Source organism: Mycobacterium sp. DHQP2018-32-09, assembly GCF_058148405.1.
This window is the reverse complement of sequence record NZ_JBYVYK010000070.1, coordinates 1-21,034: the sequence shown is the minus strand read 5'-3', so window position 1 is coordinate 21,034 and position 21,034 is coordinate 1. Positions and strand designations below refer to the sequence as shown.

General features: G+C 70.5%; 23 protein-coding genes, 1 tRNA gene and 1 pseudogene. 14 read left to right on the top strand and 11 right to left on the bottom strand.

From position 1 onward, the window contains the following. Together AC30CM_RS24885 and nth are read right to left on the bottom strand one after the other, a co-directional pair. A pseudogene (locus tag AC30CM_RS24885) lies at positions 1 to 183 on the bottom strand (TlpA family protein disulfide reductase); the annotation flags it as partial. A gap of 13 nt (positions 184 to 196) precedes the next feature. Then, a complete protein-coding gene (gene nth / locus AC30CM_RS24880) occupies positions 197 to 955 on the bottom strand; it encodes an endonuclease III (RefSeq protein ID WP_490119585.1) in 759 nt (252 codons plus the stop codon). A gap of 105 nt (positions 956 to 1,060) precedes the next feature. Here nth and AC30CM_RS24875 point away from each other — a divergent pair, with 105 nt between their 5' ends. Further along, on the top strand, positions 1,061 to 1,426 hold the full coding sequence (locus AC30CM_RS24875; protein ID WP_490119584.1) for a hypothetical protein: 366 nt from the start codon (positions 1,061 to 1,063) through the stop codon (positions 1,424 to 1,426). A 102-nt stretch (positions 1,427 to 1,528) separates the two neighbouring features. Beyond that, positions 1,529 to 2,203: a cAMP-activated global transcriptional regulator CRP gene (gene crp, locus AC30CM_RS24870; protein ID WP_490119583.1), complete on the top strand. Its 675-nt coding sequence runs from the start codon at positions 1,529 to 1,531 to the stop codon at positions 2,201 to 2,203. Positions 2,204 to 2,262: 59 nt separating this feature from the next. Here the strand turns inward: crp and AC30CM_RS24865 are convergent, their stop codons facing one another. The 3 genes from AC30CM_RS24865 to sp36 form a co-directional block, all read right to left on the bottom strand. Continuing rightward, complete coding sequence (locus AC30CM_RS24865) at positions 2,263 to 3,051, bottom strand: MBL fold metallo-hydrolase (RefSeq protein ID WP_490119582.1); 789 nt, start codon at positions 3,049 to 3,051, stop codon at positions 2,263 to 2,265. 74 nt (positions 3,052 to 3,125) lie between these two features. Further along, on the bottom strand, positions 3,126 to 3,581 hold the full coding sequence (locus AC30CM_RS24860) for a RidA family protein (protein WP_490119581.1): 456 nt from the start codon (positions 3,579 to 3,581) through the stop codon (positions 3,126 to 3,128). Next, entirely contained in the window at positions 3,578 to 3,739 is a 162-nt protein-coding gene (gene sp36, locus AC30CM_RS24855; RefSeq protein ID WP_490119580.1) for a Sp36 family protein, read from the bottom strand. Before sp36 ends, AC30CM_RS24860 begins: the two co-directional genes overlap by 4 nt. Positions 3,740 to 3,844: 105 nt before the next feature. Between sp36 and bagA the strand changes: the two genes are divergently transcribed. Together bagA and bagB are read left to right on the top strand one after the other, a co-directional pair. Next, positions 3,845 to 4,882, top strand: coding sequence for an ATPase BagA (gene bagA / locus AC30CM_RS24850; protein WP_490119587.1), 1,038 nt, complete (start codon positions 3,845 to 3,847; stop codon positions 4,880 to 4,882). Between the two features lie 28 nt (positions 4,883 to 4,910). Further along, entirely contained in the window at positions 4,911 to 6,035 is a 1,125-nt protein-coding gene (gene bagB / locus AC30CM_RS24845) for an ATPase BagB (RefSeq protein ID WP_490119579.1), read from the top strand. 7 nt (positions 6,036 to 6,042) lie between these two features. Here bagB and AC30CM_RS24840 read toward each other — a convergent pair whose 3' ends face one another. Further along, positions 6,043 to 6,399 carry a WhiB family transcriptional regulator gene (locus AC30CM_RS24840; RefSeq protein ID WP_490119578.1) on the bottom strand — a complete coding sequence of 119 codons (357 nt, stop codon included), beginning with the start codon at positions 6,397 to 6,399 and terminating at the stop codon, positions 6,043 to 6,045. Between the two features lie 302 nt (positions 6,400 to 6,701). Between AC30CM_RS24840 and ponA2 the strand changes: the two genes are divergently transcribed. From ponA2 to cds1, 3 genes are all read left to right on the top strand, one after another. Beyond that, on the top strand, positions 6,702 to 9,152 hold the full coding sequence (gene ponA2 / locus AC30CM_RS24835; protein ID WP_490119577.1) for a transglycosylase/D,D-transpeptidase PonA2: 2,451 nt from the start codon (positions 6,702 to 6,704) through the stop codon (positions 9,150 to 9,152). Positions 9,153 to 9,267: 115 nt separating this feature from the next. Further along, on the top strand, positions 9,268 to 10,230 hold the full coding sequence (locus AC30CM_RS24830) for a metallophosphoesterase (protein ID WP_490119576.1): 963 nt from the start codon (positions 9,268 to 9,270) through the stop codon (positions 10,228 to 10,230). After that, a complete protein-coding gene (gene cds1, locus AC30CM_RS24825; protein WP_490119575.1) occupies positions 10,227 to 11,348 on the top strand; it encodes an L-cysteine desulfhydrase Cds1 in 1,122 nt (373 codons plus the stop codon). The genes AC30CM_RS24830 and cds1 overlap by 4 nt, the downstream gene beginning before the upstream one ends. On the opposite strand, the gene AC30CM_RS24820 is transcribed toward cds1, so the two are convergent. After that, positions 11,249 to 11,485 (bottom strand): hypothetical protein, encoded by a 237-nt coding sequence (locus AC30CM_RS24820; protein ID WP_490119574.1) that lies wholly within the window; start codon positions 11,483 to 11,485, stop codon positions 11,249 to 11,251. The genes cds1 and AC30CM_RS24820 overlap by 100 nt on opposite strands. A 265-nt stretch (positions 11,486 to 11,750) precedes the next feature. Between AC30CM_RS24820 and AC30CM_RS24815 the strand changes: the two genes are divergently transcribed. After that, a tRNA-Pro gene (locus AC30CM_RS24815) sits at positions 11,751 to 11,824 on the top strand. Positions 11,825 to 11,969: 145 nt separating this feature from the next. Here the strand turns inward: AC30CM_RS24815 and AC30CM_RS24810 are convergent. The 3 genes from AC30CM_RS24810 to AC30CM_RS24800 form a co-directional block, all read right to left on the bottom strand. Next, on the bottom strand, positions 11,970 to 12,212 hold the full coding sequence (locus AC30CM_RS24810; protein WP_490119573.1) for a hypothetical protein: 243 nt from the start codon (positions 12,210 to 12,212) through the stop codon (positions 11,970 to 11,972). Positions 12,213 to 12,304: 92 nt separating this feature from the next. After that, on the bottom strand, positions 12,305 to 13,291 hold the full coding sequence (locus AC30CM_RS24805) for an LLM class F420-dependent oxidoreductase (RefSeq protein WP_490119572.1): 987 nt from the start codon (positions 13,289 to 13,291) through the stop codon (positions 12,305 to 12,307). A 37-nt stretch (positions 13,292 to 13,328) separates the two neighbouring features. After that, positions 13,329 to 13,793, bottom strand: a complete 465-nt coding sequence (locus tag AC30CM_RS24800; RefSeq protein WP_490119571.1) for a GatB/YqeY domain-containing protein — start codon at positions 13,791 to 13,793, stop codon at positions 13,329 to 13,331. Between the two features lie 76 nt (positions 13,794 to 13,869). Here AC30CM_RS24800 and AC30CM_RS24795 point away from each other — a divergent pair, with 76 nt between their 5' ends. Genes AC30CM_RS24795 through AC30CM_RS24775 form a run of 5 tightly spaced genes read left to right on the top strand, consistent with a single transcriptional unit; the run spans position 13,870 to position 19,222 of the window. Then, positions 13,870 to 15,129: a hypothetical protein gene (locus tag AC30CM_RS24795; protein ID WP_490119570.1), complete on the top strand. Its 1,260-nt coding sequence runs from the start codon at positions 13,870 to 13,872 to the stop codon at positions 15,127 to 15,129. A 1-nt stretch (position 15,130) separates the two neighbouring features. Continuing rightward, on the top strand, positions 15,131 to 15,781 hold the full coding sequence (locus AC30CM_RS24790; protein WP_490119569.1) for a DUF4129 domain-containing protein: 651 nt from the start codon (positions 15,131 to 15,133) through the stop codon (positions 15,779 to 15,781). Then, positions 15,778 to 16,914 carry a DUF4350 domain-containing protein gene (locus AC30CM_RS24785; RefSeq protein ID WP_490119568.1) on the top strand — a complete coding sequence of 379 codons (1,137 nt, stop codon included), beginning with the start codon at positions 15,778 to 15,780 and terminating at the stop codon, positions 16,912 to 16,914. The genes AC30CM_RS24790 and AC30CM_RS24785 overlap by 4 nt, the downstream gene beginning before the upstream one ends. Further along, positions 16,911 to 17,900 (top strand): AAA family ATPase, encoded by a 990-nt coding sequence (locus AC30CM_RS24780; RefSeq protein WP_490119567.1) that lies wholly within the window; start codon positions 16,911 to 16,913, stop codon positions 17,898 to 17,900. The genes AC30CM_RS24785 and AC30CM_RS24780 overlap by 4 nt, the downstream gene beginning before the upstream one ends. Next, the gene (locus tag AC30CM_RS24775; RefSeq protein WP_490119566.1) at positions 17,900 to 19,222 is read left to right on the top strand and encodes a DUF58 domain-containing protein; all 1,323 of its coding nucleotides are present in this window, start codon (positions 17,900 to 17,902) and stop codon (positions 19,220 to 19,222) included. The genes AC30CM_RS24780 and AC30CM_RS24775 overlap by 1 nt, the downstream gene beginning before the upstream one ends. Positions 19,223 to 19,228: 6 nt before the next feature. Here AC30CM_RS24775 and AC30CM_RS24770 read toward each other — a convergent pair whose 3' ends face one another. Beyond that, on the bottom strand, positions 19,229 to 20,221 hold the full coding sequence (locus AC30CM_RS24770) for a stage II sporulation protein M (protein ID WP_490119565.1): 993 nt from the start codon (positions 20,219 to 20,221) through the stop codon (positions 19,229 to 19,231). A gap of 27 nt (positions 20,222 to 20,248) precedes the next feature. Here AC30CM_RS24770 and AC30CM_RS24765 point away from each other — a divergent pair. Further along, positions 20,249 to 21,034, top strand: a 786-nt coding sequence (locus AC30CM_RS24765; RefSeq protein WP_490119586.1) for an RDD family protein, incomplete at its 3' end; no start/stop codon positions are given.

Below are 21,034 nucleotides of genomic sequence, written 5' to 3'. Positions count from 1 at the left end.
CGGACCGGCGAGGGCCTGGGGGGTGTCGGCGTCGCGGTGCTCGCGCGCACCCACGCCCGGCTGCTCGGCCGACGGGCCCGCGGCCGGTCCGCTCGCGGAGTCGCCGAGTTCGCGCCAGAACGCGAACCCGAGCGCCACCACGAACACCATCACGACCACCGTCCAGCGCGTCGCCCTGCCCATCGTCACGTGGCGACTACGAGGACAGCCCGGCCAGCGCCAGCAGATGCTCGGTCTCGGGCCCCTTCACCAGTGCGGCGGCGACGACGGGATCGGTGGGGCCGGTCCCGTAGGACGGGCAGTCCTTGGCCAACACGCACACCCCGCACGCGGGTTTGCGCGCGTGGCACACGCGTCGCCCGTGGAAGATCACGCGGTGGCTCAGCAGCGTCCACTCCTTGCGCTCGATGAGTTCGGCGACCGCGAACTCGACCTTCACCGGATCCTCCAGTTCGGTCCACCGCCACCGCCGCACCAGCCTGCCGAAGTGGGTGTCGACGGTGATCCCCGGAATGCCGAACGCATTGCCGAGCACCACGTTGGCGGTCTTGCGACCGATGCCCGGCAGCGTCACCAGTTCGTCGAGCGTGTGCGGCACCTCGCCGTCGAAGCGCTCGACGAGTTCCTGCCCGAGACGCATCAACGACGTGGCCTTGTTCCGGTAGAACCCGGTGGGCCGGATGAGTTCCTCGAGTTCGGTGCGATCGGCCTGCGCGTAGTCGAGCGCGGTGCGGTAGCGCGCGAACAGTGCCGGGGTGGTGAGGTTCACGCGCTTGTCGGTGCTCTGCGCCGACAGGATGGTGGCCACCGTGAGTTCGAGTGGATTGGTGAAGTCCAGCTCGCAGTACACGTGTGGGAATGCTTGTGCCAGCGCGCGATTCATGCGTCGGGCACGCCGCACCAGCCCGACGCGTGTCTCCTGGTCCCACCGCTTCGCGGCTGCTCGCACTGCCATGTCCGCAGCCTACTGACCCCCTCCGACGCGGATGCGCGCAGAACAGGCGCGACCGGTGGCATTTCGTGATCGCCCTGAGATCTAGGCCGTGTTTACTACAGCCTTGTGTCGTGGTTGCTCGTCGCCTTCATCCCGGCGGTATTGATGCTGGTGACGTTCGGGCTCGATCGCCTGGAGGCGAGCCTGGTCGACGGCGAGACCGTCTCCGACGGCGTTGCTGCCGCGCTCGACCGAGCGAAGGCGGACTGCGCGAAGCCGGCCTTGCCGCCGGCCCGCATCACCGGGCGCAGCGACCCCTTCTCGAGGGTGATCGACCACTTCGACCACGAGGAGACGGCCTACGTTCCCTACCGCGGCAGGCCCGACGGGCCAGCGATGGCCGAATCCGCGCCACGTTCACCGTCGCGGATCTACGTGCATCGGCCTGCCAATCCCGAGTTTCGGGCGACCTGGCACGCCGATCGTGTGTAGCGTTGGCACGTTGCGAAACGGCCAACGACTAGACTGAAACCGCTGCCCAACCGGATTGGGCCTGCGCGTTTCACCATCACCCAGAACGACAAGAGGGGCAACGTGGACGAGATCCTGGCGAGGGCCGGAATCTTCCAGGGAGTCGAACCAGCTGCGGTCTCCGCGCTGACGAAGGAACTTCAACCTGTCGACTTCCCGCGCGGGCACACCGTGTTCGCCGAAGGCGAGCCAGGTGATCGGCTGTACATCATCATCTCCGGCAAGGTGAAGATCGGGCGTCGCTCGCCCGACGGCCGCGAGAATCTGCTGACGATCATGGGCCCGTCCGACATGTTCGGCGAGTTGTCGATCTTCGACCCCGGCCCCCGGACCTCGAGCGCCACCACCATCACCGAGGTGCGCGCGGTGGCGATGAACCGCGACGCGCTCAAGGCGTGGATCAAGGACCGGCCCGAGATCGCCGACCAGTTGCTGCGCGTGTTGGCCCGCCGACTGCGGCGCACCAACAACAACCTCGCGGACCTGATCTTCACCGACGTGCCCGGCCGCGTCGCCAAGCAGCTGCTGCAGCTCGCCCAGCGGTTCGGTACGCAGGAGGGCGGCTCGCTGCGCGTCACGCACGACCTCACCCAGGAGGAGATCGCCCAGCTGGTCGGCGCCTCCCGCGAGACGGTCAACAAGGCGCTCGCCGACTTCGCTCACCGCGGATGGATCCGGTTGGAGGGCAAGAGCGTGTTGATCAGCGACTCCGAGCGTCTGGCTCGCCGAGCCCGGTAGCGATTTCGGCGCGCTGACGTTCGCTCACCGAACGTCAGCGCGCCGAAATCGGCGTCGTGTCACCGCCGTAGGTAGTCCAACTGCGCCTGCACGGACCATTCGGCGTGCTCCCAAAGCTTCTCGTCGACGTCGGTGTAGACGTGCTCGACCACCTGGCGGGCCGTGGCGTCGTCGCCCAGCGTCGCCAGCGCAGCGCGGACCTGCTCCAGCCGCTGCCGCCGGTGCTCGAGATAGGTCGCGGTGACGGCCTGCAGATCGGGCAGATCCGGTCCGTGGCCGGGAAGCACCGTGCGGGCGCCCAAGCCGTGCAGCCGACGCAGCGACTCCAGATAGTCCCCGAGGCTGCCGTCCTCGTTGTCGATGACGGTGGTGCCGCGGCCCAGCACCGTGTCGGCGGTGAGCACGGCGTCGTCGTCCACGGCGAACGACAGCGAGTCGGCGGTGTGGCCCGGGGTGGCCAGCACCGTGATGCGCACGCCCGCGGCGTCGATGACCTCCCCGTCGGTCAGCGGACCGCCGAGACCGCGTAGGAAACCGCTGCCGACGGCCCGCACCACCGCGCCGGTGCGGTCGACGAGGGCGTCGATGCCGCCGGTGTGGTCACCGTGCTTGTGGCTGACGAGGACCAGCGCGATCTTCCCCAGCGCTGCGATGCGCTCGACATGGGCGTCGTCATCGGGGCCCGGGTCGACGATCACCAGCTCGTCGCTGCCCGGACCGCGCAGCACCCACGTGTTGGTGCCGTCGAGCGTCATCAGCCCCGGGTTGTCGCACAGCAGCACCGACGCCGTGTCGGTGACACGGCGCAGCGTGCCGTACGCCGGATGCTCGAGGCCCCCGTCGCTCACGCGACCTCCGCTGAATCGTCGCTCACGCGACCTCCGCTGAATCGTCGCTCACGCGACCTCCGCTGAATCGTCGCTCACGCGACCTCGACGATGATCTCCACCTCGACCGGCGTGTCCCTCGGCAATTCCGACACCCCGACCGCCGAGCGGGCATGCGCACCGGCGTCGCCGAAGATCTCGCCGAACAGGTCGGAGGCCCCGTTGATCACACCCGGTTGGCCGCCGAATCCCGGCGCGGATGCCACGAATCCGACGACCTTGACCACGCGCACCACGGCGTCGACGCCGACGAGGGCGTGCACCGCGGCCAGTGCGTTCAGGCCGCAGACCCGTGCCAGCTCCTTGGCGTCCTCGGCGCTGACGTCGGCGCCCACCTTGCCGGTGCGCAGCAGCTCGCCGTCGACGATCGGCAGCTGGCCGGACGTGTAGACGAGGTTGCCGGTGCGGACCGCCGGCACGTACGACGCCAGCGGGGCGACGACGGCGGGCAGCTCGATGCCGAGTTCGGAGAGCCTCTCGGAGTGGGTCACTTCGGCCTCTTCAGGTACGCGACGTGCTGCTCCCCGGTGGGGCCGGGCAGCACGGAGACGAGTTCCCAGCCGTCCTCACCCCATTGGTCCAGGATCTGCTTGGTCGCGTGGGTCAGCAGGGGGACGGTGGCGTACTCCCATTTCGTCGCGTCGCTCATGTCGCCGAGCTTATCGGGCGACGGGTATCCCTTGGCTAGCATGCTGGGGTGACCACAGAGTCGTCGTCCGCTCATCGCGCGGTGTCGTCGTCCGCTCATCGCGCGGTGTCGTCGTCCGCTCCGCCTGAAGCGTCGTCCACCGCGCGCCGCGCATCCGGGTGGCCGTCGCGGCTGACCAAGGCCCGGCTGCACTTCATCACCGGCAAGGGCGGCACCGGCAAGTCGACGGTGGCGGCGGCGCTGGCCCTGTCGCTGGCGGCAGGCGGTCGCAAGGTGCTGCTGGTGGAGGTGGAGGGGCGCCAGGGCATCGCGCAGCTCTTCGACGTACCGCCGCTGCCCTACGAAGAGGTCAAGATCGCGACGGCCGAGGGTGGCGGCCAGGTCAACGCGCTCGCCATCGACACCGAGGCCGCGTTCCTCGAGTACCTCGACATGTTCTACAACCTCGGCCTCGCCGGTCGGGCCATGCGCCGCATCGGTGCCGTCGAGTTCGCGACCACCATCGCACCGGGGCTGCGCGACGTGCTGCTCACCGGCAAGATCCGCGAGATCGTGACGCGCGCCGAGAAGGGCAAGCAGCCGGTGTACGACGCCGTGGTGGTCGACGCGCCGCCGACGGGCCGCATCGCGCGGTTCCTCGACGTCACCAAGGCGGTGTCGGATCTGGCCAAGGGCGGGCCGGTGCACGGGCAGGCCGAGAGCGTGGTGAAGGTGCTGCACTCCGAGTACACGGCCATCCACCTGGTCACGCTGCTGGAGGCGTTGCCGCTGCAGGAGACCGTCGAGGCCATCGAGGAACTGCGCGAGCTGGACCTGCCGATCGGCAGCGTCATCGTCAACCGCAACATCCCGGCCTACCTCGCGGCCGACGATCTGGCCAAGGCCGCCGAGGGCGTCGTCGACGCCGACGCGGTGCGCGCCGGGCTGGCGCGGGCGGGAATCACGGTGGGCGACGAGGACTTCGCGGGTCTGCTCACCGAGACCATCCAGCACGCGACCCGCATCACCGCGCGCACCGAGAGCGCCGAGCAGCTCCGTGAGATCGACATGCCGCGGCTGGACCTGCCCACGATCCGCGACGGCGTGGACCTGGGCAGCCTGTACGAACTCGCCGAAGAGCTCTCCGCTCAGGGCGTCCGATGATCGCACCGGCCAGCAGGGGGATTCGACGATGAGCACCACGCCACGCGCGCTCGACATGCGCGCCATCCTGACCGACACCACCAATCGGGTCGTGGTGTGTTGCGGCGCGGGTGGTGTCGGCAAGACGACCACCGCCGCGGCGATGGCGCTGCGGGCCGCCGAGTACGGCCGCACCGTCGTGGTGCTGACGATCGACCCGGCGAAGCGGTTGGCGCAGGCGCTGGGCATCGAGGATCTGGGCAACACCCCGCAGCGGGTGCCGTTGGCGCCCGAGGTACCCGGGCAGCTGCACGCGATGATGCTCGACATGCGCCGCACGTTCGACGAGATGGTGATGCAGTACTCGGATCCCGGTCGGGCCGAGGCGATCTTGGAGAATCAGTTCTATCAAACGGTCGCCACGTCGCTCGCCGGTACGCAGGAGTACATGGCGATGGAGAAGCTGGGGCAGCTGCTGGGCGAGGACAAGTGGGACCTGGTGGTCGTCGACACCCCGCCGTCGCGCAATGCGTTGGACTTCCTGGATGCGCCGAAGCGCCTGGGCAGCTTCATGGACAGTCGGCTGTGGCGTCTGCTGCTGGCGCCCGGTCGCGGCATCGGCAAGTTGGTCACCGGTGCCGTCGGCCTGGCGATGAAGGCCCTCTCGACGGTGCTGGGGTCTCAGATGCTCTCGGACGCAGCCGGTTTCGTGCAGGCGCTGGACGCGACGTTCGACGGTTTCCGCAAGCGGGCGGACAAGACCTACGAGCTGTTGAAGCGCCGCGGAACGCAGTTCGTGGTGGTGTCGGCCGCGGAGCCGGATGCGCTGCGCGAGGCCTCGTTCTTCGTCGATCGGCTGTCGCAGGAGCGGATGCCGCTGGCCGGGCTGGTGCTCAACCGGACGCACCCGACGCTGTGTGACGTCAAGGTGGACCAGGCGCGTGATGCCGCCGAGACGCTCGGCGATTCGGATCCGCTGACGGCGGCGGTGCTGAACATCCACGCCGATCGCGCGCTGACGGCCAAGCGCGAGGTGCGGTTGCTGTCCCGGTTCACGGGTGCGAACCCCCACGTGGCGATCGTGGGGGTGCCGTCACTGCCGTTCGACGTGTCGAGCCTGGAGGCGCTGCGCGCCATCGCCGATCAGATCACCGGCGATACCGACGCGGCCTAGGCGCCGGTCAGACGGCGCTGCGATGCTTGCGCTGGTTGGTGAAGAACTCGGCCCACGAGACCACCTCGGGGTGCTGCTTGAGCAAAGCGCGGCGCTGACGCTCGGTCATGCCGCCCCAGACGCCGAACTCCACGCGGTTGTCGAGGGCGTCGGCACCGCATTCGAGGATGACGGGGCAGTGCCGGCAAATCACGGCGGCCTTGCGCTGGGCGGCGCCGCGCACGAACAACTCGTCGGGATCTGCCTGACGGCATCTGGCTTGAGAGACCCATGCGATGCGGGCTTCCGCCTCCACACCTTGGACCACTCCGTTGACCGGGGAAGTCGTGATCGTCCTACGCGCCGCGGGTCGAGAAGCTGACACCTGCGATCCCTCCGTCCAGCCGCCGCGTCGACGACGGTCCCCTCGCGTACATCGCGTGTGCGATTTACGCCACATTGCGATCGATAGTGTTACCTAGATCGCACCGTGTGTCCAAGCTAGGTGGTCAGGGCCCTTTTGCGCAACAGTCAAATCGTGATTTTTTGGGACAACCGTGCCGTCATCCATCTTTGCTCGTGGTGACCGGTTCCGCAGTACGGCGGTCGCGCCCGGGTACGGGTGGATTAGCACGGTCTGCGGCCGCGAGAGGGGCTTTACCCGCCCACGTCGCTAGTCTGTAACCCATGTCCGAGCGCCCACCGAGTCGACCGCCCAAGGCGGTCACGGTGATCAAGTTGGCCTGGTGCGTCGTGTTGGCCAGCGTGATCGCCGCGGGATTGATGTTTCCGCTGGTAGGCGGCATTGGCTTGATGTCCAACCGCGCCTCCGACGTGGTGGCCAACGGTTCGGCCCAACTGGTCGAGGGCGAGGTGCCCGCGGTCTCGACGATGACCGACGCCAAGGGAAACCCGATCGCGTGGCTCTACAGCCAGCGAAGGTTCGAGGTGCCCGGCGACCAGATCGCCAACACCATGAAGCTCGCGATCGTCTCGATCGAGGACAAGCGCTTCGCCGAGCACAACGGCGTCGACTGGCAGGGCACCCTCACCGGGCTGTCCGGCTACCTGTCCGGGGCGGCCGACACCCGCGGCGGGTCGACGCTGGAACAGCAGTACATCAAGAACTATCAGTTGCTCGTGGTGGCACAGACCGAGGCCGAGAAGCGCGCGGCCATCGAGACCACGCCGGCCCGCAAACTGCGCGAGATCCGCATGGCGCTCACGCTGGACAAGACGTTCACCAAGCCGGAGATCCTCACGCGCTATCTGAACCTGGTGTCGTTCGGCAACGGGGCCTTCGGCGTGCAGGACGCGGCGCAGACGTATTTCGGCATCAACGCCTCCGAACTCAACTGGCAGCAGGCCGCGCTGTTGGCGGGCATGGTGCAGTCCACCAGCACGCTCAACCCGTACACCAATCCCGACGGCGCCCTGGCGCGGCGGAACCTGGTGCTGGACACCATGATTCAGAACGTGCCGCAGGAGGCCGACGCGCTGCGCGCGGCCAAGGAGCAGCCGCTGGGCATCCTGCCCGCGCCGCAGGAGCTGCCGCGCGGCTGCATCGCCGCCGGTGACCGGGCGTTCTTCTGCGACTACGCGCTGGAGTACCTGGCGCGCGCGGGCATCAGCAAGGAGCAGGTCGCCAAGGGCGGTTACCTCATCCGCACCACGCTCGACCCCGACATCCAGGCGCAGGTCAAGTCGTCGATCGACGGCATCGCCGCCCCGGACCTCGAGGGCGTCGCCAGCGTCATGAGCATCATCAAGCCGGGCAAGGAGACGCACCCGGTGGTGGCGATGGCCAGCAACCGCACGTACGGCCTGAACCTGGACGCCGGCGAGACCATGCAGCCGCAGCCGTTCTCGTTGGTCGGCAACGGTGCGGGCTCGGTGTTCAAGATCTTCACGACGGCGGCTGCGCTCGACATGGGCATGGGCATCAACGCCACGTTGGACTCCCCGGCACGCTTCGAGGCCAAGGGCCTGGGCGCCGGCGGCGCCAAGGGCTGCCCGCCCGCCACGTGGTGCGTGCAGAACGCCGGAAGCTACCGCGGATCGATGAGCGTCACCGACGCCCTCGCCACCTCCCCCAACACGGCGTTCGCCAAGCTGATCTCCCAGGTGGGCGTGCAGCGCACCGTCGACATGGCGGTCAAGCTGGGCCTGCGGTCGTACGCGCTGCCCGGGACGGCCCGCGACTACGATCCGGACAGCAACGAGAGCCTCGCCGACTTCGTCAAGCGGCAGAACCTCGGCTCGTTCACGCTGGGCCCCATCGAGGTCAACGCCCTCGAACTGTCCAACGTGGCCGCGACGCTGGCCTCCGGCGGCGTGTGGTGCCCGCCCAACCCCATCGACAAGGTGTACGACCGGCACGGTCAGGAGGTCTCCGTGACCACCGAGACGTGCGAGCAGGTGGTCCCCGAGGGGCTGGCGAACACGCTCGCCAACGCGATGAGCAAGGACGACACCGCAGGCGGCACGGCGGCCGGCTCGGCGGGCTCGGTGGGATGGAACCTGCCGATGTCGGGCAAGACCGGCACCACCGAGGCCAACCGCTCGTCGGCGTTCCTCGGCTTCACCTCCGACTACGCCGCGGCGAACTACATCTACGACGATTCGACGGCCCCGACGGAGCTGTGCTCGTTCCCGCTGCGGCAGTGCAGCTCGGGAAACCTGTTCGGCGGCAACGAGCCTGCGCGCACGTGGTTCACGGCGATGAAGCCCATCACCCCGGACACGGTGACGCTGCCGCCGGTGGATCCGCGGTACGTCGACGGCGCACCGGGTTCCCGCGTGCCCAGCATCTCGGGCATGTCGGAGCCGGTCGCGCGGCAACGGTTGCGCGAGGCCGGTTTCCAGGTGGCCGACCAGTCCAACCCGGTCAACAGCTCGTCGCCGGCCGGCACCGTCGTCGGGACGTCGCCGTCGGGCGCCACGGTGCCCGGGTCCATCATCACGATCCAGGTGAGCAACGGCATCGCGCCGGCTCCGCCGCCGCCCCCGATCGGGATCCCCGGCCTCGACCCCAATGCGCCACCACCACAGGTGGGCTCGACGGTGATCGAGATCCCGGGACTGCCACCGATCACGGTGCCGGTGCTGGGTCCGCCGCCGCCTCCCCCGCCGCCGTAGCGGCCCGGGAGGGTCGGGCGCGGTTGCCTGCCGACGTGCTGTGAGTCCGTCGTGGTCACGGCGTGATGGCCACGAGTGCAGCGTGCTCGTCGTGATGTGGCAGTAGGCTTTCGTCATGTCCGCACCCGCCACCACGGTCCTGAAGAACTCGGCAGCCGCCGCAGCAGGCACACTGGTCGCCGGGCTCGTCTACGGCTCGATCATCGAGCGCAACGCCTTCGTGGTGCGCGAGGTGACGATGCCGGTGTTGACGCCCGGGTCGTCACCGCTGCGCGTACTCCACCTGTCGGACTTCCACATGCGTCCCGGCCAGCGCCGCAAGCAGGCGTGGTTGCGGGAGTTGTCGCGCTGGGCGCCCGATCTGGTGGTGAACACCGGTGACAACCTCGCCCATCCGAAGGCCGTACCGGCCGTCGTGCAGGCCATGGGCGACCTGCTGTCGGTGCCGGGCCTGTTCGTGTTCGGCAGCAACGACTACTTCGGGCCCCGGCCCAAGAACCCCGCCGCCTACCTGTTCGACAAGTCCAAGCGCGTCACGGGCACTCCGCTGCCCTGGCAGGACCTGCGGGCCGCGTTCACCGAGCGCGGCTGGCTCGACATGACGCACACCCGCCGCGAGATCGACGTCAACGGGCTGGTGATCGCCACGGCAGGCGTCGACGACCCGCACCTGAAGCGCGACCGTTACGACACGGTGGCCGGCAAGCCCAACCCCGCGGCCAACCTGTCACTGGGCATCACGCACGCGCCGTACACGCGGGTGCTGGACCGCTTCGCCGCCGACGGTTATCAGCTGGTGATGGCCGGTCACACGCACGGCGGGCAGCTGTGCCTGCCGTTCAAGGGCGCCATCGTGACGAACTGCGACCTGGACCCGTCGCGGGCGAAGGGCCCCTCGCGCTGGGGCGCGGACACGCAGCTGCACGTCTCGGCGGGCATCGGGACGTCGCCCTACGCGCCGTTGCGGTTCTGCTGCCGCCCCGAGGCGACGCTGTTGACGTTGGTGGCCGCCCCGACCGGGGGCGGCGCGGCGGGCAGCCGGGCAGGCGTGACCGATTCCACCGTCGCCGCGCGGTGACCGACGGGACGTCGACGGCAGGTCGGTGCGCACCCCGGCAGTGGGTGGACGAGGCCGTGCGGCTCATCGAGGCCGACGCGCGCCGGAGCGCCGACACGCACCTGCTGCGCTATCCCCTGCCGTCGGCGTGGCGTGAGCTGGTCGCCCGCGGCGCGATCCCGGACGTCCAGCTGTACCTCAAGGACGAGACCACGCACATCACGGGCAGCCTGAAGCACCGGTTGGCGCGTTCGCTGTTCCTCTACGGGCTGTGCAACGGCTGGATCGGTGAGGGCACCACGGTGATCGAGGCGTCGTCAGGGTCGACGGCGGTCTCGGAGGCGTACTTCGCGGCCATGCTGGGCGTGCCGTTCATCGCCGTGGTTCCGGCCTCGACGAGCGCGGCGAAGATCCGACTCATCGAATCTCAGGGTGGGCGTTGCCATTTCGTGTCCGAGGCCAGCCAGGTGTACGCGGAGGCGGAGCGGCTGGCCACCGAGACCGGCGGGCACTACTTGGACCAGTTCACCAATGCCGAGCGGGCCACCGACTGGCGGGGCAACAACAACATCGCCGAGTCCATCTACGAGCAGATGCGTGACGAGGCGCATCCGTGCCCGCAGTGGATCGTGGTGGGTGCGGGCACCGGTGGGACCAGCGCCACCATCGGCCGCTACATCCGCTATCGCAGGCACGCGACGCGGCTGTGCGTCGTCGACCCGGAGAATTCGGCGTTCTTCCCGTCCTACCAGCAGGGTCGCGACGTGCCCGGGAAGTCGTCGCGGATCGAGGGCATCGGCCGCCCACGCGTCGAGCCGTCATTCCTGCCGGGAGTGGTGGACCGGATGATCCAGGTGCCCGACGCCGCGTCGGTGGCCGCCGCCCATCACGTCAGCTCGGTCTTGGGCCGACGGGTGGGGCCATCGACGGGAACGAACGTCTGGGGCGCGTTCGCGTTGCTCGCGGAGATGATCGCCGAGGGACGGAGCGGTTCGGTGGTGACGCTGATCGCCGACGGGGGCGACCGCTACGCCGACACCTACTTCGACGACGCCTGGCTGACCAACTCGGGGCTGGACCCCTCGTCGGCGGCGGCGAAGCTCGTCGAGTTCGAGCGTTCCGGCGCCTGGTCGGCGTAGGCGTCGTAGGCGTTGTAGGCGTCGTCGAAGTACTGCTCGCGCGCACGCTTGCCCGCGACGGCGTCGGAGGTCAGGAACAACCACAGGGCCGCGAGGCCGAAGAACCCGCCGTACAGTGCAGCTCCCAAGCCGGTCATGGTGGTCTCCCCTTCTCGTCGACGCACGACGCGTGCGTCTGATTGTCATGAACGTCACCGCCTGCGTGGTTCATCCCACGCCGGGCGTTGACCCGATGGTGATCTTGCTCGCTCCCCACGTCGCGGAGCGTGCAGCAGGTCGTGCGCCCGACCGCCGCGTTGGCGGAGGGGTACCCGCGGGCGTCGTCGACTACACGACGGCAGGGTCAGCGGAGGGCGTTTGGCTTCCATCGGCCCCCGTGCGATACGCTGTCGTGGCTTCACGCGGGGTGTGGCGCAGCTTGGTAGCGCGCTTCGTTCGGGACGAAGAGGTCGTGGGTTCGAATCCCGCCACCCCGACGGCGTAAGTGCAGATGAGAGGCCCCGACCGGGAATTCCTGGTCGGGGCCTCTCGCCGTCTTGGAGTGCTACGACCGTGGACTGCTAAGACCGTGGACTGCTGCAACCTCCGCGCGCCCTGCCGGCAGGACGCGGCGGTGGCGACTCAGCTCAGCGCGTCGAGTTCGGTGTCGTCGTGTGCCCGCGACGCCTTGGCGTAGGCGGCGAACGAGCTGATCTCCGCCACCCCGAGCAGCATCAGCGGCCACAGCACCCCGGCGGCCAGGCTAAGCAGCAGTTGTTGGCCGAATGGCCGTGGGTCCGTTGCGAGGTGATCGCTGACCAGCAGCACGATCACCGCCGTCACCAGTGCGATCGATCCGTAGGCGATCAACAGCGTCCACGCCATCATTCCCCCTGGTGGTTGCCGGCTTCGAGGACAGCGTTCCCCGCCTTCGCCGACAGCAAACCATCAAGGTGCAGTGACTGCCATCTTCTCCGTCAGGACGACCTGGCCCGCAGCGCGGCCAGCAGCGGTTCGGCCGCCTCGGCGAGGAACCGGTCCTGGTTCTCGTCGCCCACCTGGACCAGCGCGATGTCGGTGAAGCCCGCGGCCTCGTACTCGGCGACGGCGTCGACGATCGCGTCCAGGTCCGGTCCGCACGGGATGGCCTCCGCGGTGTCCTCGGGCGTCACGAACTGCGTCGCGCCCGCGAACCCGGCCGTCGTCGGCAGGTCGGCGTTGACGGCCCAGCCCCCGGCGAACCAGCGGAACTGGTCGTGGGCGCGGCGTATCGCTGCGTCGCGATCGGGGTCCCAGCACACCGGCAGCTGGCCGATCACGCGCACCTCGTCCGACAGGCCGGTGGCCTTGCGGGTCTCGTGCCACGCCTTGACGACGTCGGCGTCGGGTTGCACGGCGATCAGGTGGTCGGCCAGCGGCGCGAACGTCTCCACCGAGCGGTCACCGGATACCGCGGCGGCGATCTGCACGGGCACGTCGGGCAGGTCCCACAGGCGCGCGGAGTCCACCTGGAAGTACTCGCCCTTCCAGTCGACCAGTTCGCCACCGAACAGCTCGCGGATGATCTGGATGGCTTCGCGCAGCATGTCCAGACGCCGTCCGATGGTGGGCCACCCCTTCCCGACCACGTGCTCGTTGAGGTTCTCCCCGCTGCCGAGCCCCAGCGTGAATCGGCCGTCGGCGAGGATCTGCAGCGTCGCTGCCTGTTGCGCGACGACGGCCGGGTGGTACCGCATGGTGGGGCACGTCACGTAGGTCATCAGCTCGACGCGCTCGGTGGCGTGCGCGACGGCACCCAGGGTGGTCCACGCGTTGGGCGCGTGGCCCTGGGCGCTGAGCCACGGCGAGAAGTGGTCGCTACTCACCTCGAAGTCGAATCCCGCCTCCTCGGCCGAGACCGCGTATTGCACAAGCTCTTTCGGGCCGCTCTGCTCCGTCATCAAGGTGTATCCGAAACGCGTCATGCGGTCCGGATACCCTGCGACGGGTCGGGAAAACCCGCTACAGCCGGTCCTTGACGGCAGCCGACAGGCGGGAGCCGTCGGCGCGGCCCGCGGCAATCGCGGTGGCCGCCTTCATCACCTGGCCCATCTGCTTCGTGCCGGGACGGTGTCCGATCTCCTCGGCCACCTGAGCGATCGCGGTGTTCACGACGTTGGCCAACTCGTCGTCGTTGATCTGGGTGGGCAGGTACTCGTCGATGACGGTCGCCTCGGCACGTTCGTTGGCGGCCAGGTCGCCGCGGCCGTTGGTGACGTAGATCTGGGCGGCCTCACCGCGTTTGCGGGATTCGCGCGCCAGCACCTTGAGGACGTCGTCGTCGGACAGTTCGCGGGCCGCCTTGCCCGACACCTCTTCGGCCTGCACCGCGGCCAACAGCATGCGCAGCGTCGCCGTGCGCAGCTTGTCCTGAGCCTTCATCGCCGCCGTGAGATCTGCCCGCAACCGTGCCTTGAGTTCCGACATGTCCGAGACGCTACGCTGCCGGTGCCGATGACCGGCGACGTTGTCAATCTCTCGCGCCGACGACAGGATGGTGAGCATGACCAACGACGCCGGCGGGTTCGGACCGTACGGCCCGCCGCCGCCGGGTGGTCCACCACCGCAATACGCACCACCGGAATACCCTCCGCAGGCTTACCCGCCGCAGGCTTATCCGCCGCCGGGCTACGCGCCGCAGGGGTTCTACCCACCCCCCGGGTACGCGCCACCGGGATACCCGGGGGCCGCGCCTGCGGGGTACCCGCCACCGGGCTACGCGGGCTACCCCAACCCGCAGGGCTACCCCGGCTACCCCGGAATGGCGCCGCCGCCGCTCAAGCCCGGCATCATTCCGCTGCGGCCCCTGGGGCTCGCCGACATCTTCAACGGTGCGTTCGCCTACGTGCGGGCCAACCCCAAGGCCACGCTCGGGCTCACCACCATCGTCGTGGTGATCTCGCAGCTGCTGGTCCTGCTCCTGCAAATCGGTCCGCTCGCGGCCATGGGGGCGCTGGGCGGCGACCTCTCGTCGGCGGATCCGGACGTCTCGACGGCCGGGATCGTCGGGACGTTGTTGTCCAGCGTGGCCGGAGGTCTGGCCACCGCCATCGCGGGCGTGGTGCTCAGCGGGCTGCTGACGGTCGTGGTGGGGCGCGCCGTGTTCGGCGCCACCATCTCGATCGGCGAGGCGTGGCAGCGGGTCCGCGGCCGGTTACCCGCCCTGTTCGGCGTCGTGGGCCTGACCGTCCTGGGCGCATCGCTGGTCATCGCGATCGTGACGGGCATCATCGTCGTCGTCGCGCTCATCATCGGGGGCACAGCGGCTTTCGTCGTCGGCATCCCGTTGGGGTTGGCCGCGGTGGCGGGGCTGGTCTACGCCGGCACCATGCTGGCGTTCGCGCCCACCCTGGCGGTGTTGGAGCGGCTGCCCGTGATGGCCTCGTTCACCCGATCGTGGGCCCTGGTCAAGCACGACTTCTGGCGGGTGCTCGGCATCTGGCTGCTGGGACAGCTCGTGGCGGGCATCATCGCGGGCGCGGTGTCGATCCCGTTCAGCATCGCCGGGCAGGTGTTGCTGGTGGGCTCGGGGTCGGCGTCGGGTTCGGTGTTGGCCCTGGTCCTGCTCTCCATCGGGTCGGCGATCGGCCAGATCGTCACCGCACCGTTCACCGCGGGGATCGTGGTGCTGCTCTACGCCGATCGGCGCATCCGCGCCGAGGCATTCGACCTGGTGCTGCAGACCGGCGTCGGCCTGCCGCCGCACGCCCCCGCCGACTCGACCGACCATCTCTGGTTGACGGCCCCGACCCCGCAGCGGTGACGTGGCCGGCCTCGACATCGACCGCGACGCCGCGCACGACGCCGCACAGCGCGAACTCTCGAAGCCCATCTACCCGCGGGGCTCACTGACCGATCGGCTGGCGGACTGGATCGACGACCTGATCTTCCAGCTGATGGTCAAGGGCGCCTCGATCCCCGGGGGTTGGCTCACCATCGTCGTGCTGCTGGCGCTCGTCGTCGTCGCCGTCGTGGTGGCCGTTCGCGTCGCGCGACGGACCATGCGCACCAGCCGCTCTCGCGAGGCCGCGCTGCTCGACGGTCACGTCCAGACCGCTGCCGAACATCGCGCGGCCGCCGAAGCGGCTGCCGCCCAGGGCTATTGGGCCGCCGCCATCGGCCATCGGTTGCGGGCGGTGGCGCGACACCTGGAGGAGACCGGCGTGCTGCATCCCGTACCGGGGCGCACCGCCACCGAATTGGCGCGTGACGCCGGGACTCGGATGCCGGCGTTGACGACGCCGCTGCGACGCGCTGCCGACGCGTTCAACGACGTCACCTACGGCGAGCGCCCCGGCACCGAGACCGGCTACCGCGTGGTCGCCGACCTGGACGAGCGGTTGCGCACTCGGACCCCCGCGCCCACGGACGCCGAACCGGCCGCGTCCGCGGACGACTGGGCGACGCTGCGATGACCACCACGGCAGGGGTCCGGCGGCGCACGGGGCGCTGGCGCACCGCGCGCTGGGTGGCCCTTGCCCTGGTCGTCGTCGTCGCCGTTTCGGCGTTGACGGCATACCTCACCGCGCCCCGGCCCGGCGCCCGGATGGGGGCCGACTCCACCAGCCCCGACGGGGCGCGCGCCCTGGTGACCCTGCTGCGCGACCGCGGCGTCGACGTGATCGAGGCCAAGACCCTCGGTGACGTCGAACGCGCAGCACGACCCGGCACGCTGCTGGTGCTCGCCGAGACCTCGTTCCTGGTCGACGACGACGGCCTGCGCCGCCTGGCCGCCGTCCCCGGCGATCGGCTGCTCGTCGAACCGGTCTCGCGCACGCTCGAGGCCCTGGCTCCTCGGGTGGAGGTGGCTCCGGAGGCGAGCTTCGGCGGCGCGCCGGGGTGTGCCCTGCCCGCCGCCCAGCGCGCCGGCGACGTCCAGCTGGGTACCAGCAACACCTACCGGGCGGTCGGTGACGCCGACGTCACCCGCTGCTACGGCGGCGCGGTGGTCCAGCTGCGCGGTGACGATCACACCACCACGGTGGTGGGCACCGCGGACTTCATGACGAACTCGGGTCTGCCCAAACAGGGCAACGCCGCGCTGGCCATGAACCTGGCCGGGAGTTCCGACCGGGTCGTCTGGTACGTCCCCACGTTCGTCGAGGGCGAGTCCGACGCCGGCGCGTCCATCACCGACCTCGTCCCGGACTGGGTCGGCTGGGCGCTGCTGCAGGCGGTCGTCGCCGTGCTGCTGACGGCGCTGTGGCGCGCCCGGCGGCTGGGACCGCTGGTGGCCGAGGACCTTCCGGTGGTGGTGCGGGCGTCCGAGACCGTCGAGGGGCGCGGAAGGCTGTACCGCTCCCGCCGCGCGCGCGACCGCGCCGCCGGCGCACTGCGTACCGGCGCACTGCAGCGCATGCTGCCTCGGCTGGGGTTGCGCCGCGGTGCACCGCCGACCGTCGTCGCCGCAGCCGTCGCGCACCGCATCGGCGGGGATCCCGCCGCGCACGGCCACTGGTTGTTCGGACCGGCGCCGGCGACCGACGCCGACCTGGTCACCCTCGCCCGACAGCTCGACGACATCGAAAGGCAGGTCTCGCAGTCGTGACCGAAACCGTTCCCAGCCATGGCGATTCCGCGCAGCCGGATGCCGCCGCCGCCCGTACCGCGCTGCTGGCCCTGCGCGCCGAGATCGCGAAGGCCGTGGTGGGACAGGACGCCGTGGTGAGCGGGCTGGTGATCGCGCTGCTGTGCCGCGGCCACGTGCTGCTGGAAGGCGTTCCGGGCGTGGCGAAGACGCTGTTGGTGCGGACGCTGTCGGCGGCACTGAGCCTGGAGTTCAAACGCGTCCAGTTCACTCCCGATCTCATGCCGGGTGACATCACGGGTTCGCTGGTCTACGACTCGCGCACCGCGGAGTTCGAGTTCCGGGCCGGGCCGGTGTTCACCCATCTGCTGCTGGCCGACGAGATCAACCGCACGCCCCCGAAGACACAGGCCGCGCTGCTCGAGGCCATGGAGGAACGCCAGGTCAGCGTCGACGGCGCGGCGCGCGCGCTGCCGGAGCCGTTCATCGTCGCGGCCACCCAGAACCCCATCGAGTACGAGGGCACCTACCAGCTGCCGGAGGCACAGCTGGACCGCTTCCTGCTCAAGCTCAACGTGCCGCTGCCCCCGCGCGATCAGGAGGTCGCGATCCTGGCCAGGCACGCCCACGGCTTCGACCCGCGTGACCTGTCCGCCGTGCGCGCCGTCGCGGGCCCCGGTGAACTCGCGGCAGGTCGCGACGCCGTGCGGCGCGTGATGGTGGCCGATCCGGTGCTGGGATACATCGTGGACGTGGTGGGCGCCACCCGGCATTCGCCGGCCCTGCAGCTCGGCGTCTCGCCGCGCGGCGCCACCGCGCTGCTGTCGACGGCGCGCGCCTGGGCGTGGCTGTCGGGTCGCGACTACGTCACCCCCGACGACGTCAAGGCCATGGCCCGGCCCACGCTGCGCCACCGCATCGCCCTGCGCCCGGAGGCCGAACTGGAGGGCGCCACCCCCGACGGCGTCCTCGACGGCATCCTGGCCGCCGTGCCGGTGCCGCGGTAGTGGTCCTCACCGGCCGCGCAGGGCTGCTCGCCGTCGCGGCGGTGCTCCCCGTCTCCGTGTCCCCTTGGCCCGCAGCCACGTTCGCGGTGGTGCTGGGGCTGCTGGTGGTGGCGGTGGTCGTCGACGTCGCGCTGGCCGGCAGCCCGCGGGCGCTGCGGTTGGAGCGTGCGGGTGACACCGCGGCGCGGCTCGGCGAGCCCGTCGACGCCGAGTTGTTCGTGTACAACGACGGTCGGCGCCGCTTCCGCGGACGGGTGCGCGACGCGTGGGCGCCGTCGGCCAGGGCCCTGCCCCGCAGCCACGACGTCGACGTCGCCGCGGGCCGGCGGGTGCGAGTAATCACGACGCTGCGCCCCAACCGGCGCGGCGACCAGGAGTCGGCGGTGGTGACGGCCCGGTCGGTGGGCCCGCTGGGCCTGGCGGGCAGGCAGGGGTCGCAGCGCGTGCCGTGGCAGGTGCGCGTGCTGCCCCCGTTCCTGTCCCGCAAGCACCTGCCGTCACGGCTGGCGAAGCTGCGCGAACTCGACGGCATGGTGCCGGTGTTGATCCGCGGGCAGGGCACCGAGTTCGACTCGTTGCGCGAGTACGTTCCCGGCGACGACGTGCGGTCGATCGACTGGCGGGCGTCCGCGCGGCGGGCCGACGTGGTGGTGCGGACGTGGCGTCCCGAGCGCGACCGGCGCATCGTGGTGGTGCTCGACACCGGCCGCACGTCGGCGGGCCGCGTCGGCGTGGACCCCACGGCCGCCGATCCGAACGGCTGGCCCCGCCTGGACTGGGCCATGGACGCCGCACTGCTGTTGGCCGCGTTGGCGACCCGCGCGGGCGACCACGTCGACTTCATCGCCCACGACCGCGTGCCACGCGCGGGTCTGTACGGCGCGTCGCGCACCGACCTGCTGCCGCAGCTGGTGTCGGCGATGGCGCCGCTGCAGCCCTCGCTGGTGGAGACCGATGCCGCCGCGATGGTCGCCACGGTGCAGCGGCGCATCCGTCGGCGTGCGCTGGTGGTGCTGCTGACCGACCTGAACGCCTCGGCCCTCGACGAGGGCCTGGTGGCCGTGCTGCCGCAGCTGACCGCCAAGCATCAGGTGATGGTGGCCGCCGTCGCCGATCCGCGCATCGACGCCCTGGCCGCCGGGCGCGCCGACGCCCCGCAGGTGTACGACGCCGCGGCAGCCGAGCGGTCTCGCAACGAGCGGCGGGACGTGGCGGCGCGGCTGCGCACGCACGGCGTCGACGTCGTCGACGCCGGACCCGAGGACCTCGCGCCCGCGCTGGCGGACCGGTACCTGGCGCTGAAGGCCACCGGCAAGCTCTGAGTCCGGTCAGCCGGTGGGCACGACGTCGGGGGCGTCGGCGACGTCGCCGGTGGCGCCCGCCCGTACGGCCTTGCGGCCGAAGTGCACGACGTAGGCCAGGAAGGCGACCTCGGCGGCGACGCCGATCGCGACGCGCACGAAGGTGGGCAGCGGCGCCGGCGTCACCAGCGACTCGATGAGGCCCGACACCAGCAGCACCACGACCAGGCCCACGGCCACCGACACCACGGCGCGTCCCTGTTCGGCCAGCACCTGGCCGCGGGGCCGGTCGCCGGGCGCAATCACCGACCAACCCAACCGCATCCCGGCCGCCGCCGCGAGGAACACCGCCGTCAGTTCCAGCAGCCCGTGGGGGGCCAGCAGCCCCAGGAACACGTCGCCCTTGCCCGCGTCGAACATCAACCCACCCGAGAGCCCGACGTTGGCGGCGTTCTGGAACAGCACGTAGGGGATGGGGATGCCGAGCAGGACCGCGAAGCCGATGCACTGCGCGGCCACCCAGGAGTTGTTCAGCCACACCCGAAGCCCGAACGACGACGCGGGATTCTCGCTGTAGTAGGCGGCGAAGTCGTGGTTCACCAGCTGCGCGATGTCCGACGGCGTCCCGACCATCGACCGCACCTCGGGATCGTGGGCCACCCAGACGCCGATGGCGATCGCCACCACCAGGAACGCCACGGCCGAGCCCAGCCACCAGCGCCACGACCGGTAGGCCACGACGGGGAACGACACCAGCCAGAACCGGGCGAACTCGCTCCACAGTGGGGCGTGCGCGCCCGTCACCGCGGCCCGCGCCCGCGCCACCAGGCCCGAGAGCCTGCCCACCAGAACGGAGTCCGCCGACGCCGACCGCACCACCGACAGGTGCGTCGACACCCGCTGGTAGAGGTCCACCAGCTCGTCCACCTCGGCGCCGGTGAGCGTGCGGCGACGCTTCACCAGTTGCTCGAGGCGGTCCCACGTCGCGCGGTGGGCGAGCACGAACGCGTCGACATCCACGGCTGCGATCCTAGTAGCGTGGCGCTCATGGTGGCCCAGCCCGAGCCGATGGTGACCGGCGACGCCGTCGTGCTCGACATCCACGTCGCGCAGTTGCCCGTGCGGGCCCTCTCGGCGTTCATCGACGTGGTGGTGGTCTTCGTCCTCTACCTGGCGGGCATCCTGCTGTGGTCGGTGACGTTGGCCAACTCCGATCCCGCATTCGCCGCGGCCGTGCTCGTCATCTTCACCGTGTTGGCCTTCGTCGGCTACCCGCTGATCCTGGAGGTCGCGACGCGTGGGCGCACGCTCGGCAAGATGGCGATGGGGTTGCGGGTGGTTTCCGACGATGGTGGCCCGGAACGCTTCCGGCAGGCCCTGTTTCGGGCGCTCGCGGGCTTCGTCGAGATCTGGATGCTGGCGGGCGGTCCTGCCGTCATCTGCAGCTTGATCTCACCGCGGGGCAAGCGGATCGGCGACGTGTTCGCGGGCACCGTCGTGATCACCGAGCGCGCACCGCGGCTCGCCGCTCCGCCGCCGATGCCGCCGGAGCTGGCGTGGTGGGCCGCGTCGCTGCACCTGTCCGGCCTGCAGCCGGACGCCGCCGAGCGAGCCCGCCAATTCCTCTCCCGCGCAGACCAACTGGATCCCGCGTTTCGCGACCAGATGGCGCAGCGGATCTGCGCGGAGGTGGTGGCCCAGGTGTCGCCCCCGCCGCCGCCGGGAGCACCGGCGCCCGTCGTCTTGGCCGCCGTGCTCGCCGAGCGGCACCGTCGGGAGTTGGCCCGGTTGCAGACCGCCGCGGCCGCGCGGGCCCCGCAGCCCGCTCCCCCG

What these genes read in the sequence shown, in the direction of transcription:
- ponA2 (WP_490119577.1), top strand. Translation starts at nt 6,702, where the DNA reads ATGTCCGAGCGCCCACCGAGTCGACCGCCCAAGGCGGTCACGGTGATC.
- AC30CM_RS24820 (WP_490119574.1), bottom strand. Translation starts at nt 11,485, where the DNA reads ATGACCGGCTTGGGAGCTGCACTGTACGGCGGGTTCTTCGGCCTCGCG.
- AC30CM_RS24795 (WP_490119570.1), top strand. Translation starts at nt 13,870, where the DNA reads ATGACCAACGACGCCGGCGGGTTCGGACCGTACGGCCCGCCGCCGCCG.
- AC30CM_RS24800 (WP_490119571.1), bottom strand. Translation starts at nt 13,793, where the DNA reads ATGTCGGAACTCAAGGCACGGTTGCGGGCAGATCTCACGGCGGCGATG.
- sp36 (WP_490119580.1), bottom strand. Translation starts at nt 3,739, where the DNA reads ATGAGCGACGCGACGAAATGGGAGTACGCCACCGTCCCCCTGCTGACC.
- AC30CM_RS24810 (WP_490119573.1), bottom strand. Translation starts at nt 12,212, where the DNA reads ATGGCGTGGACGCTGTTGATCGCCTACGGATCGATCGCACTGGTGACG.
- nth (WP_490119585.1), bottom strand. Translation starts at nt 955, where the DNA reads ATGGCAGTGCGAGCAGCCGCGAAGCGGTGGGACCAGGAGACACGCGTC.
- AC30CM_RS24830 (WP_490119576.1), top strand. Translation starts at nt 9,268, where the DNA reads ATGTCCGCACCCGCCACCACGGTCCTGAAGAACTCGGCAGCCGCCGCA.
- AC30CM_RS24805 (WP_490119572.1), bottom strand. Translation starts at nt 13,291, where the DNA reads ATGACGCGTTTCGGATACACCTTGATGACGGAGCAGAGCGGCCCGAAA.
- AC30CM_RS24785 (WP_490119568.1), top strand. Translation starts at nt 15,778, where the DNA reads ATGACCACCACGGCAGGGGTCCGGCGGCGCACGGGGCGCTGGCGCACC.
- bagB (WP_490119579.1), top strand. Translation starts at nt 4,911, where the DNA reads ATGAGCACCACGCCACGCGCGCTCGACATGCGCGCCATCCTGACCGAC.